10 protein-coding genes and 1 rRNA gene are annotated in these 11,618 nt (G+C 70.4%); 9 read left to right on the top strand and 2 right to left on the bottom strand.

The window, feature by feature from the left end:
* The 4 genes from rrf to araA all read left to right on the top strand — a co-directional run bounded on the left by rrf (position 1) and on the right by araA (position 4,759).
* Positions 1-116: ribosomal RNA gene (gene rrf, locus HZZ10_RS15705) — 5S ribosomal RNA — on the top strand.
* A gap of 564 nt (positions 117-680) precedes the next feature.
* Positions 681-2,459, top strand: a complete 1,779-nt coding sequence (gene araB / locus HZZ10_RS15700) for a ribulokinase (RefSeq protein WP_179914207.1) — start codon at positions 681-683, stop codon at positions 2,457-2,459.
* Positions 2,456-3,157 carry an L-ribulose-5-phosphate 4-epimerase gene (locus tag HZZ10_RS15695; protein ID WP_179914206.1) on the top strand — a complete coding sequence of 234 codons (702 nt, stop codon included), beginning with the start codon at positions 2,456-2,458 and terminating at the stop codon, positions 3,155-3,157. The genes araB and HZZ10_RS15695 overlap by 4 nt, the downstream gene beginning before the upstream one ends.
* Positions 3,158-3,250: 93 nt before the next feature.
* Complete coding sequence (araA, locus tag HZZ10_RS15690; RefSeq protein WP_179914205.1) at positions 3,251-4,759, top strand: L-arabinose isomerase; 1,509 nt, start codon at positions 3,251-3,253, stop codon at positions 4,757-4,759.
* Positions 4,760-5,534: 775 nt separating this feature from the next.
* Here the strand turns inward: araA and HZZ10_RS15685 are convergent.
* Both HZZ10_RS15685 and HZZ10_RS15680 read right to left on the bottom strand, forming a co-directional pair.
* Positions 5,535-6,233, bottom strand: coding sequence for a potassium channel family protein (locus tag HZZ10_RS15685; RefSeq protein ID WP_056136520.1), 699 nt, complete (start codon positions 6,231-6,233; stop codon positions 5,535-5,537).
* Entirely contained in the window at positions 6,226-7,602 is a 1,377-nt protein-coding gene (locus HZZ10_RS15680; protein ID WP_179914204.1) for a TrkH family potassium uptake protein, read from the bottom strand. Before HZZ10_RS15680 ends, HZZ10_RS15685 begins: the two co-directional genes overlap by 8 nt.
* Positions 7,603-7,689: 87 nt before the next feature.
* Here HZZ10_RS15680 and HZZ10_RS15675 point away from each other — a divergent pair, with 87 nt between their 5' ends.
* The 5 genes from HZZ10_RS15675 (at position 7,690) to HZZ10_RS15655 (ending at position 11,498) form a co-directional block, all read left to right on the top strand.
* A complete protein-coding gene (locus HZZ10_RS15675) occupies positions 7,690-8,901 on the top strand; it encodes an acetoin utilization protein AcuC (RefSeq protein WP_179914203.1) in 1,212 nt (403 codons plus the stop codon).
* A 216-nt stretch (positions 8,902-9,117) separates the two neighbouring features.
* Positions 9,118-9,324, top strand: coding sequence for a helix-turn-helix domain-containing protein (locus HZZ10_RS15670; protein WP_056136525.1), 207 nt, complete (start codon positions 9,118-9,120; stop codon positions 9,322-9,324).
* A 190-nt stretch (positions 9,325-9,514) separates the two neighbouring features.
* Positions 9,515-9,613 carry a 30S ribosomal protein bS22 gene (locus HZZ10_RS15665; protein ID WP_003792170.1) on the top strand — a complete coding sequence of 33 codons (99 nt, stop codon included), beginning with the start codon at positions 9,515-9,517 and terminating at the stop codon, positions 9,611-9,613.
* 99 nt (positions 9,614-9,712) lie between these two features.
* Positions 9,713-10,759: a LacI family DNA-binding transcriptional regulator gene (locus tag HZZ10_RS15660; protein WP_179914202.1), complete on the top strand. Its 1,047-nt coding sequence runs from the start codon at positions 9,713-9,715 to the stop codon at positions 10,757-10,759.
* Between the two features lie 142 nt (positions 10,760-10,901).
* Complete coding sequence (locus HZZ10_RS15655) at positions 10,902-11,498, top strand: dienelactone hydrolase family protein (protein ID WP_179914201.1); 597 nt, start codon at positions 10,902-10,904, stop codon at positions 11,496-11,498.
* Positions 11,499-11,618: the final 120 nt, after the last annotated feature.

Below are 11,618 nucleotides of genomic sequence, written 5' to 3'. Positions count from 1 at the left end.
ACGGCGGTCATAGCGAGGGGGAAACGCCCGGTCCCATTCCGAACCCGGAAGCTAAGCCCCTCTGCGCCGATGGTACTGCACGGGAGACTGTGTGGGAGAGTAGGTCGCCGCCGGACAACCATTCAACAAGAGCCCACCCCTTTCGAGGGGTGGGCTCTTGTCGTACCCGGATACTCTGAGCTTCGAGCGTGACGTTTCTCGCATCAACGTCAACATCGATCGCGTGACTGCGTGACTGCGTGGCTGCGTGGCTGCGTGGCTGCGTGGCTGCGTGGCTGCGTGGCTGCGTGGCTGCGTGGCTGCGTGGCTGCGTGGCTGCGTGGCTGCGTGGCTGCGTGGCTGCGTTGTGCCGCGATGCCGTGCCCGCGAAACTCCCTGACGCCGCGATGCCGAGACCGCGCGACGCCGTGTCCCCGTGACCCCCTGGCCCCGCGGCCGGATGTCGGGCCCGGTCGACCGCGAGATCCACAGACGGTCGAACCTGTGATCCGCGCTCTTGCGCAGCACCGATTGTGAACGTTAACATAGCTGAGTCGAGGGGGTCAGGTCCGATACCCGGTCTCGTCGACGCGGAGGCGGGCGGGAGCCCGTACGCTCCGTCCCCTGTCTCCCGACGTCGGGTGGCTCGTCCGGTCGTGGTCGATGTCGTCCAGCCGTCTTCACAAGCAACGAGGCTTCGAATGACTGACTCGCAGCGCGCCCTGGTCGTGGGCGTGGACTACGGAACTCTCTCTGGCCGTGCTGTCGTCGTGCGCGTGCACGACGGAGCCGAGCTGGGCACCGGGGTGCACGAGTACCCGCACGCGGTGATGGACCGCCAGCTCACCACGGGCCCTGCCTGGGAGGCCGGCACACCCGTCTCTCTCGCACCCGACTGGGCGCTGCAGGTCCCTCAGGACTACGTCGACGTCCTCAAGGTCGCCGTCCCTGCTGCCATCGCGCAGGCTCAGGCGGACCACGGGATCGACGTCGCCGACATCATCGGCATCGGCACAGACTTCACTGCCTGCACCATGGTCCCCACGACCGCCGACGGCACGCCGCTCTGCGAGCTCGACGGGCTCGGCGACCGTCCCCACGCCTATGTGAAGCTGTGGCGTCACCACGCCGCGCAGGGCCAGGCGGACCGTATCAACGAGCTCGCGCACAGCCGCGGCGAGTCCTGGATCTCCCGCTACGGCGGACTCATCTCCTCCGAGTGGGAGTTCGCCAAGGGGCTCGAGATCCTCGAGGAGGACCGCGAGGTCTACGACCGCATGGACCACTGGGTCGAGGCTGCTGACTGGATCGTGTGGCAGCTCAGCGGGGACTACGTCCGCAACGCCTGCACAGCCGGGTACAAGGGCATCTACCAGGACGGTCAGTACCCCTCCGAGGAGTTCCTCTCGGCGCTCAACCCCGACTTCGGCTCCTTCGTCTCCGACAAGGTCGAGCACACCATCGGACAGCTCGGAGCCGCGGCAGGTCGTCTCTCCGCCGAGGCGGCCGGCTGGACCGGTCTGCCCGAGGGCATCGCCGTCGCTGTCGGCAACGTCGACGCCCACGTCACGGCCCCGGCAGCCAACGCCGTCGAGCCTGGTCAGATGACCGCGATCATGGGGACGTCCACCTGCCACGTGATGAACGGCGAAGAGCTGCACTCGGTCCCCGGCATGTGCGGGGTCGTCGAGGGTGGGATCGTCGACGGCCTCTGGGGCTACGAAGCGGGTCAGTCCGGTGTCGGTGACATCTTCGGCTGGTTCGTCAAGAGCGCCGTGCCGCCGGCCTACGTCGAGGCCGCTGCTGCAGCCGGTCGCTCGGTCCACGAGCACCTCACCGAGCTGGCCCGCCCGCAGCAGATCGGCGAGCACGGCCTGATCGCCCTCGACTGGCACTCGGGCAACCGTTCTGTCCTCGTCGACCACGAGCTCTCGGGAGTGGTCGTCGGCCAGACGCTCGCGACCACCCCGGAGGACACCTACCGTGCGCTCCTCGAGGCGACAGCCTTCGGCACCCGGACGATCGTCGAGGCCTTCCAGGGCTCGGGCGTCCCCGTGACCGAGCTCGTCGTGGCCGGTGGGCTGCTGAAGAACACGCTGCTCATGCAGATCTACGCTGACGTCACGCGCCTGCCGCTGTCGACGATCGCCTCGGACCAGGGACCCGCGCTCGGCTCGGCCATCCACGCAGCAGTCGCTGCCGGTGCCTACCCCGACGTCCGTGCCGCGGCCCAGGTGATGGGCAAGCGCACAGTCGCCGCGTACCTGCCGATCGAGGAGAACGCCGTCCGCTACGACGCGCTCTTCGCCGAGTACACGGCCCTCCACGACTACTTCGGCCGTGGGGCCAACGAGGTCATGCACCGTCTCAAGGACATCCGCCGTGCCGCCAAGAGCGCCCCGGCCTCGGCCGCGCAGACCGGCTCAGCGCACGACGGCGCCGAGCAGACCAGCAGCAAGACCGCCGGGGCCGACGCGTGAGCGCCGCCCAGGCTCCTGGCCTCGCAGGATATTCCGACGAGGTCCGCGAGGAGGTGGCCCGTGTCCGTGAGGTCGTCGCGCGCCTGCACGCCGAGCTCCCGCGCTGGGAGCTGGTCGTGTGGACCGCGGGAAACGTCTCGCAGAGGCTCACCACGGCCGACCTCTTCGTCATCAAGCCGTCGGGGGTGACCTACGACGAGCTCACCCCGGAGTCGATGGTGGTCTGCACCCTCGACGGCGAGCTCGTCGACGGGACGCGGTCGCCGTCGTCGGACACCGCGGCCCACGCCTACGTGTACAGGCACATGCCGCAGGTCGGGGGCGTGGTGCACACCCACTCGACCTACGCGACCGCCTGGGCGGCCCGCGGTGAGGCCGTCCCCTGCGTCCTGACGATGATGGCCGACGAGTTCGGCGGTGACGTCCCGGTCGGTCCCTTCGCCCTCATCGGCGACGACTCGATCGGCCAGGGGATCGTCGAGACGCTCTCCGGCAGCCGGTCCCCGGCGGTCCTCATGCGCAACCACGGGCCCTTCACGATCGGTGCCGACGCGAAGGCTGCGGTCAAGGCCGCCGTCATGGTCGAAGAGGTCGCCCGCACGGTGCACATCTCGCGGCAGCTCGGCGAGCCCACCCGCATCCCGCAGGAGCAGATCGACTCGCTCTACGACAGGTATCAGAACGTCTACGGACGCTGACCTGCCCCGAGCGCACAGCACGTCACACCACCCATGACAGCGGCCCCGTGCCGCGTCGCCTACCGGCACACCCCGCCGGAGTGAGGACACACCATGAAGAACCCGTTCGAGGGCAAAGAGATCTGGTTCCTGACCGGGTCGCAGGGGCTCTACGGAGAAGAGACCCTCCAGCAGGTCGCCGAGCAGTCGCAGGCGATCGCCGCGGCCATCGACGAGGCCGGCGAGGTGCCGATCCGCGTCGTGTGGAAGCCCGTGCTCAAGGACTCCGAGTCGATCAAGCGGACGGCCCTCGAGGCCAACGCCGACCCGGCGTGCATCGGCCTCGTCGCCTGGATGCACACCTTCTCGCCCGCCAAGATGTGGATCCGCGGTCTCGACGCCCTCGACACCCCGCTGCTGCACCTGCACACGCAGGCCAACGTCGAGCTGCCCTGGGCGGACATCGACATGGACTTCATGAACCTCAACCAGGCCGCGCACGGCGACCGGGAGTTCGGGTACATCCAGACGCGCATGGGCGTCCCGCGCAAGACCGTCGTCGGGCACGTCTCCAACCCGGCCGTGATCGCGAAGATCGCCACCTGGTCGCGTGCTGCCGCCGGCTTCGACGCTGTCCGCTACCTGCGCCTCGCGCGCTTCGGCGACAACATGCGCAACGTCGCCGTCACCGAGGGGGACAAGACCGAGGCCGAGATCAGCCTCGGCGTCTCGGTCAACACCTGGGGCGTCAACGACCTCGTCGAGGCTGTCGACGCCGTCGAGGACTCGGTGATCGACGCCCTGGTCGCCGAGTACGAAGAGCTCTACGACGTCGCCCCCGAGCTCCGTGCAGGCGGGGCGCAGCACGACGCGCTGCGCTACGGCGCGCGCCAGGAGGCCGGGCTGCGGTCCTTCCTCGAGGCGGGCGACTTCGGTGCCTTCACGACAAACTTCGAAGACCTCGGCGCACTGCGCCAGCTCCCCGGGCTCGCCGTCCAGCGGCTCATGGCCGAGGGCTACGGCTTCGGTGCCGAGGGCGACTGGAAGACCGCGCTCCTTGTGCGCGCCGCGAAGGTCATGGGCTACGGCCTCCCGGGTGGGGCGTCCCTCATGGAGGACTACACCTACGACCTGACCCCCGGTGACGAGAAGATCCTCGGGGCGCACATGCTCGAGGTCTGTCCCTCGCTCACCACCTCCAAGCCCTCGCTCGAGGTGCACCCGCTCGGCATCGGCGGCAAGGAGGACCCGGTCCGCCTGGTCTTCGACACCGACCCTGGGCCTGCCGTGGTGGTCGCGATGTCGGACATGCGCGAGCGTTTCCGCCTCACCGTCAACGTGGTCGACGTCGTCGAGCCCGGCCACGAGCTGCCGAACCTGCCCGTCGCCCGCGCCGTGTGGAAGCCGCAGCCGAGCTTCGCGGTCTCAGCGGAGGCCTGGCTGATCGCCGGCGCCGCGCACCACACCGTGATGAGCACGGCTGTGGGCCTCGAGGCCTTCCAGGACTTCTCCGACATGGCGCGCACCGAGCTCGCGACCATCGACGAGACGACCACGTCGCGCGGCTTCGCCCAGGAGCTCCGCTGGAACCAGGCGTACTACAGGCTCGCGCAGGGCTTCTGACCCCCTGACCAGCACCTGAGCCCAGGGGCAGTCCACAGCCACCGCACTGCACGGACCGCCCCCGGGCTCTAGGATCGAACCGTCACAGACTCTCGGGACGTCCTGCGTCCCGAGCTCAGACCCGCCGTCGTCCTCGACGAGCGCCGCAGGGGGCGCAGACCGAGGGCGACGGCGGTCTTGTCTTCTCTGGGCCAGTGCTCCCGGTCGACGTCCCCCGTCTGTGCCCCGACGCTGGCCGGACGATGCCCCGTCGACGCCACTGAGCGTCGCGGCGTCGTCGTCAGCTTGCCTCAGCTCCGTCGGCAGACTGGCGCGAGCGGCTCAGCCGTCCCGGCGGCCTAGGTGGTCCCCGGCCTGGGGCGCACGCCCACAGCTGCACGGAGAGCACCCCGCACCGTCACGGCGACGTTCCGCCGAAGGCGCGTGCTCCGGCTCAGCAGGCCCCGTCCAGGGGCGTGACGGGGGCTCTGCGGGCCTGTAGGCCCCCAGGCGGGACATCCATCCCGTGCGGCCCTCGGCGGCTGCGACGGCCTCGCGCACGGGCAGGCTCAGGACGGACCTCGTGCTGAGGTCCGGGGTGAACCGCAGGCGCGACGGCAACGGGGGTAGTCGGTCGAGCATCGGGGTCGGCATCTCCTCGAGGGGTGCGGGCGCAGGGCTCCGCAACAATGCCTCGAGCGTGCCAGTGCTGGCTGCGAAGAAGCAGGGAGATAGGTGGTGGAGCGGAGGATCTACCGTGCAGGGAATGTGGTGCTGAGTGGTGGTCTTCCACCCGTCAGGGGCGCGCTGCGAATCTCTCGAGGAGATCAGAGTGACCCGAGACCACGAGCAGGTCTGTGGCGGCGATCCGGGTCTGCGGCTCGGCGTAGACGAACTCCTGCCCGGGCGACTTCACCCCGATGATCGTCACGCCGTACCGTTCGCGGACCTTCGACTGCGCGATCGTGAAGCCCTGCGTCTCGCGCGGGGGACGCATCTTGACGATCGTGAACCCGTCTTCGACCTCGATGTAGTCGAGCAGCTTGCCGGACACGAGGTGCGCGACCCGGTTGCCCGCGTCGGCCTCGGGGAAGACGACGTGGTGCGCCCCGATGCGCTGGAGGATGCGCCCGTGCTCGGCCGAGATCGCCTTCGCCCAGATCTGCGCGGTCCCCAGGTCGACGAGGTTGCCGGTGATGAGCACGCTCGCCTCGAGGGAGGTCCCGACCCCGACGACCGCGACCGAGAAGTCGCGCGCGCCGAGCTGCTCGAGAGCCTCGGGGCTCGTCGCGTCCGCCTCGACGATCGGCAGGCGGTCGGAGAAGTGCGCGACCAGCTGAGGAGACCTCTCGACGGCGAGCACGTCCTGCCCCAGCCTGTCTAGGGTCATGGCCATCGCGGAGCCGAAGCGGCCGAGGCCGACGACGAGGACGCCGGCGTCGGACTTCGACGCCTTCGCGGCGCGGTCCACGCGTCCGGCAGTGCTGTCAACCAATGATCGGCCTCTCCTCGGGCAGCCGGATGACCCGGCGGCGGTCGCGCAGCGCAAGAGCTGCAGCAAAGGTCATGGTGCCGGTACGGCCGATGAACATCAAGGCGACGAGCACGTACTTCCCGGCCTCGGGGAGCTCGTGCGTCACGCCTGTCGTCAGACCGACCGTCGCGAAGGCGGAGATCACCTCGAACAAGACCACGTCGAGCGACCAGCCGGTGATCTCGAGGAGCAGCAGCGACGACACGAGCACAGCTGTCGCGCCGACGAACACCACGGCGACGGCGAGCCGCAGGGTCTCGCGCGGGATGCGCCGGCCGAAGGCCTCGACGTCGCGGTCGCCGCGGGCCTCGGCGACGATCGCGATCATCATCACGGCGAGGGTCGTCACCTTGATGCCGCCCGCGGTCGAGGCCGAACCGCCTCCGACGAACATGAGGGAGTCGGTGACGAGCCAGCTGGCCTCGTGCATCTGCCCGATGTCGACCGTCGAGAAGCCCGCGGACCGCGGCATGACCCCCATGAAGAGGCCCGACAGCAGCTTCTCGCCGACGGGCATGCGACCGAAGGTCCCGGGGTTCGTCCACTCGAGCAGGACGAACATGAGGGACCCTGCGACCACGAGCAGCCCCGAGGTGACGACGGTGAGCTTGGCGTGCAGGCTCCACCGGCGGAACTGACGGCGGTTCCGGGCGACGTTGAGGATCACCGGGAACCCGAGCGCCCCGATGAACGCGCCGACGATGATCGGCAGGAGCAGCAGCCAGTCGCCCGAGTGCGGGGCCAGGCCCTCCTCGGTCGGGATGAACCCGGCGTTGTTGAAGACCGACACCGCGTAGAAGATGCCGTGCCACACGGCCTCGCCGACGGTCTCGCGCAGCACGATGAAGCGGGGCACCAGCAGGAGCGCGAGCGCCACCTCGATCGTGGTCGAGGTGATGATGACGACGCGGATCAGCGACCCGACCTCGCCGAGCCGGGTGGTCTTGGTCTCGGAGGCCGTGAGCAGCTTCTGCGTGAGCCCGATGCGGCGCGAGACGGCCATGCCGAGCAGCGAGGCCAGCGTCATGACGCCGAGCCCGCCGACCTTGATGGCCACGAGGATGACGGCCTGCCCGAAGGTCGACCAGTACGTCCCCGTGGGGACCGTCACGAGGCCCGTCACGCACACCGCAGAGGTGGCTGTGAAGAGGGCGTCGACGAACGGGGCGCGGACCCCGGAGGTCGTCGCGAAGGGCGTCGACAGGAGCCCTGTGAAGACGGCGATGACCGCGGCGAACACCGTGAGGGCGAGGCGGGCGGGGGACTGGCGGGCCATGCGGTCGACCAGCTCGCGGCCTGCCCAGAGGCGTCCCGAGAACCCGGATGCCATGACTGCTCCCTGCGTCGAGATAGACACGTACCACCGAACTGTGCCACGAGAAGGGCCCGAGCGAGGGTGGGCGCGCTACCGTGGACCATGCCCTTCAGCCCGGACCGCGCGGACAGCCCGGACACGACGGACGTCGCGTGGAGCCCAGAGCTCGCGCTGCACGACTTCGGCCCTGGACACCCGATGTCCCCCCTGCGCCTCGACCTCACCCTGCGCCTGGCGCGTGAGCTCGGGCTGATCGATCCCGACGACGTGCGCCTGGTCGACGCGGGCATCGCGTCGGACGCCCTCCTGTCGACGGTGCACGACCCCGCCTACGTCGCAGCCGTGCACGCCGCGGGCCGCGGGGTCGAGGACGAGAGCCGTGGTCTGGGGACCGAGGACGACCCGATCTTCCCGGGGATGGACGACTCGGCCGCGCGGATCGTCGCCGGGACCGTCGCCGTCGCGCTGTCGGTGTGGCGCGGCCAGACACGCCACGGGGTGAGCATCGCCGGTGGCATGCACCACGCGATGCCGGGCGCAGCCTCAGGGTTCTGCGTCTACAACGACGCCGCGGTCGCGATCCAGGCCCTGCTCGACGACGGCGCCGAGCGGGTCGCGTACGTCGACCTCGACGCGCACCACGGAGACGGGGTCGAGGCAGCGTTCTGGGACGACAGCCGGGTGCTGACGGTCTCGGTGCACCAGAGCGGGGCCACGCTGTTCCCCGGCACCGGGCACGCGACGGACACCGGGGGTCACGGCGCGCCCGGGGGAGCTGTGAACGTCGCGCTCCCGCCGCGGACGAGCGGGTCGCAGTGGCTGCGCGCGGTCGACGCCGTGGTCCCCGAGGCCCTGCGTGCCTTCAGGCCTGAGGTGATCGTCTCCCAGCACGGCTGCGACGCCCACGGGCACGACGCGCTGAGCGACCTCGACGTGGCCGTCGACGCGCAGCGCCAGGCGGCCGCCTGGGTGCACGACCTGGCTCATGAGCTGAGTGACGGCCGCTGGGTCGCTCTCGGCGGGGGCGGGTACGCGATCGTCGAGGTGGTCCCGGTCGCGTGGTGCCACGTCCTCGCGATCGCCCAGCACCGCCCCGTGCCGCCGACCACCCCGGTCCCCGCCGCCTGGCGGACGCACGTCGAGGACGTGCTCGGCCACAGCGCCCCGGAGGTCATGTGCGACCGGGAGGGCGAGGTCGGCTTCAGCCCGTGGGCGCAGGGCTACGACCCCGAGCAGGAGGTCGACAGGGCCATCCGCGCGACCCGTCAGGCCACCTTCCCGCTGCTCGGTCTCGACGTCAGCCTGGACGTCTGAGGAGCAACGCGACGAAAGCGGCGCGGGGGCAGAGTTTCCACCTTTCCTCCGCGCCTCCCAGCCTCTAAGGTGTGGCCAGGGCGAACGTCACGTGAGCCTCAGGTGTCACACGGGCCACACGTCAGACGTCGTGGGCCGAGGACGACCACCCTGACGTGCCGCCTCCAGCGGCACACCGCACGGCCCCTCGAGGGTCGCGACACGAAGGTTCACACGATGAGCTCTGAAGCACCGCGCGTTCAGTTCCTGACCGTCGCCGAGGTGGCCGACGCGATGCGGGTGTCGAAGATGACCGTCTACCGCCTCGTGCACTCGGGCGAGCTGCCCGCCGTGCGCGTCGGAAAGTCGTTCCGGGTGCCGCAGGACGCCCTCACGACCTACCTGTCGACCTCGGTGATCGAGGGCGACCAGCTGTCCTCCTGACCGCTGCTGCGCTGTGGTCAGACCACCGCGTCGCGTCGAGCCTCCCGAAGAAGGTAGGCTAGTGCAGGACTTTCCCGAGCGTGGGCGTCGCATGTACCTCTCCTAGTCTTCCGGCCAGCGGCCGGGCAGAGGCTCTGAGCGGTTCTACGGCGTGCTGCGCGAGCAGACCCGATCAACATTGCGAGGACCCATGGGCTCCGTCATCAAGAAGCGCCGCAAGCGTATGGCCAAGAAGAAGCACCGCAAGCTGCTTCGCAAGACGCGCCACCAGCGTCGTAACAAGAAGTAGTCTCGTCCGGGCCCGGTTTCGACCGGGCCCGAGTCGTTCCCGGAGGTAGGCGCTGCCGCCGCACCTGACCGGGGTGGAGAAGGGGCTGTGGTCCAGCGGATGTCAACGACGATGCACGACGTCGCCCAGCTCGCGGGCGTGTCGATCAAGACCGTGTCCAACGTCGTCAACGGGTACCCGTACATCCGCGACACGACGCGCGACAGGGTGCTCGCGGCCATCAAAGAGCTCGACTACCAGATGAACGTCTCGGCGCGGAACCTGCGCTCGGGGCGCACGGGCATGATCTGCCTGGCGGTCCCCGAGCTCAGCCTCCCGTACTTCGCCGAGCTCGCCGACTCCGTCATCCGGGCCGCCGAGGCCGTGGGCCTCACGGTGCTCATCGAGCAGACCGGCGCGGTCCGTGAGCGCGAGCTCGAGCTGCTGTCCGGCAAGCGCAAGCACCTCACCGACGGGGTGATCTTCTCCCCGCTCGACCTCGGGCCCGAAGACCGCGCGGCCTTCGACGTGGACTTCCCGATGGTCCTGCTCGGCGAGCGCATGTTCGGCTCCGGCCACGACCACGTGACGATGCACAACGTCGAGGCTGCGCGTGCCGCGACGGCGCACCTGATCAGCCAGGGACGGCGCAGGATCGCGATGATCGGGGCGCACCTCGGCGAGCAGGTCGGCACGGCCGCCCTCCGCACGCAGGGGTACCTCCAGGCCCTCGAGGACGCCGGGATCGCCCCCGACCCTGCGCTCATCGGCGAGGCTGGTCTGTGGCACCGAGCCGACGGCGCCGAGGCCATGCACAGGCTGCTCGACTCGGGCACGGAGATCGACGCCGTCTTCGGCCTCAACGACGCCCTCGCGCTCGGCGCGATGCACGCCCTGCACGTGCGCCGGGTCTCGGTCCCCGACGAGGTCGCCGTGATCGGCTTCGACGACATCGACGAGGCCCGCTACGCCTCGCCGCCGATGTCGTCGGTCTCGCCGGGCCGCGAGGAGATCGCCACGACGGCGGTCCAGCTGCTCCAGGCCCGGATCGCCGCACGCGGCGAGGGGTGGACGCCGACGTCGGTGGTCGCGGGCTTCGAGATCGTCGTGCGTGAGTCGACGGGTCGCGCGGGCGCAGGCTCGGACCTGCGAGCCCGGACGCTCTGACGCGCCTGACCTCCCCAGGGCGTAGGGGACGGTGCGTCGCCGGAGCACCCCCTCTGGACTGTCGGGCCTGCGGCGTGGAGAGTGGGCTGGACGCGTGGACGACGACCGCCCGCGGACCCTGCCGACCGAGACGAGGAGCGTCATGGCTGACGTGCTGCTGTTCCACCACGCGCTGGGGCTGACCCCCGGTGTCCAGACCTTCGCGGAGCTGCTCCGCGCCGCAGGGCACGACGTGCGGACCCCCGACCTGTTCGAGGGCAGGCTCTTCGACGACATCGACGCGGGTGTCGCCCACGCCTCGGAGATCGGCTTCGGCACGATCATGCGACGCGGCGCTGAGGCCGCCGAGGGCACACCGCCCGGCGCCGTCTACATCGGCTTCTCGCTCGGGGTGGTGCCGGCCCAGCGGCTCGCGCAGACGACCCCGGGGGCGGGTGGCGCCGTGCTGGTGAGTGCGTGCCTGCCGGTGAGCGAGTTCGGCGAGGAGTGGCCTGCGGGGGTGCCCGTCAGGGTGGTCGCGACCGAGGCAGACCCCTTCTTCGTGGACGAGGGCGACATCGACGCAGCCCGTCAGCTCGTCGACGCGAGCCCGGACGCCGAGCTCGTGCTGCTGCCGGGTAGCGCCCACCTGTTCGCGGACCCCGGGCACGAGTCCTACGACGCCGAGGCTGCCGGGGTGCTCACCGACCACGTCCTCGCCCTGCTGGCCCAGGTGGATGCCGCCGCGGGGCGCGGCTGACCTGCAGCAGCACCGCTGCGCAGCACAGTGGTGGCACAGCGCGACGGTGGCACAGCAGACGCTGACACAGCACGGCGGCCGTGCCAGCACCTGGGTGCTGGCACGGCCGCCGTCGGTCCG

Origin of the sequence: Sanguibacter inulinus (genome assembly GCF_013415325.1) — a bacterium.
GTDB classification, from domain to species: Bacteria; Actinomycetota; Actinomycetes; order Actinomycetales; family Cellulomonadaceae; genus Sanguibacter; species Sanguibacter inulinus.
Note: the sequence above shows the minus strand (reverse complement) of the source record. Positions and strands in the feature narration are given on the sequence as shown.

Bases quoted from the DNA above. Each gene is read 5' to 3' on its own strand.
- araB (WP_179914207.1), top strand. From the start codon at position 681: ATGACTGACTCGCAGCGCGCCCTGGTCGTGGGCGTGGACTACGGAACT.
- araA (WP_179914205.1), top strand. From the start codon at position 3,251: ATGAAGAACCCGTTCGAGGGCAAAGAGATCTGGTTCCTGACCGGGTCG.
- HZZ10_RS15680 (WP_179914204.1), bottom strand. From the start codon at position 7,602: ATGGCATCCGGGTTCTCGGGACGCCTCTGGGCAGGCCGCGAGCTGGTC.
- HZZ10_RS15675 (WP_179914203.1), top strand. From the start codon at position 7,690: ATGCCCTTCAGCCCGGACCGCGCGGACAGCCCGGACACGACGGACGTC.
- HZZ10_RS15670 (WP_056136525.1), top strand. From the start codon at position 9,118: ATGAGCTCTGAAGCACCGCGCGTTCAGTTCCTGACCGTCGCCGAGGTG.
- HZZ10_RS15665 (WP_003792170.1), top strand. From the start codon at position 9,515: ATGGGCTCCGTCATCAAGAAGCGCCGCAAGCGTATGGCCAAGAAGAAG.
- HZZ10_RS15660 (WP_179914202.1), top strand. From the start codon at position 9,713: ATGTCAACGACGATGCACGACGTCGCCCAGCTCGCGGGCGTGTCGATC.
- HZZ10_RS15655 (WP_179914201.1), top strand. From the start codon at position 10,902: ATGGCTGACGTGCTGCTGTTCCACCACGCGCTGGGGCTGACCCCCGGT.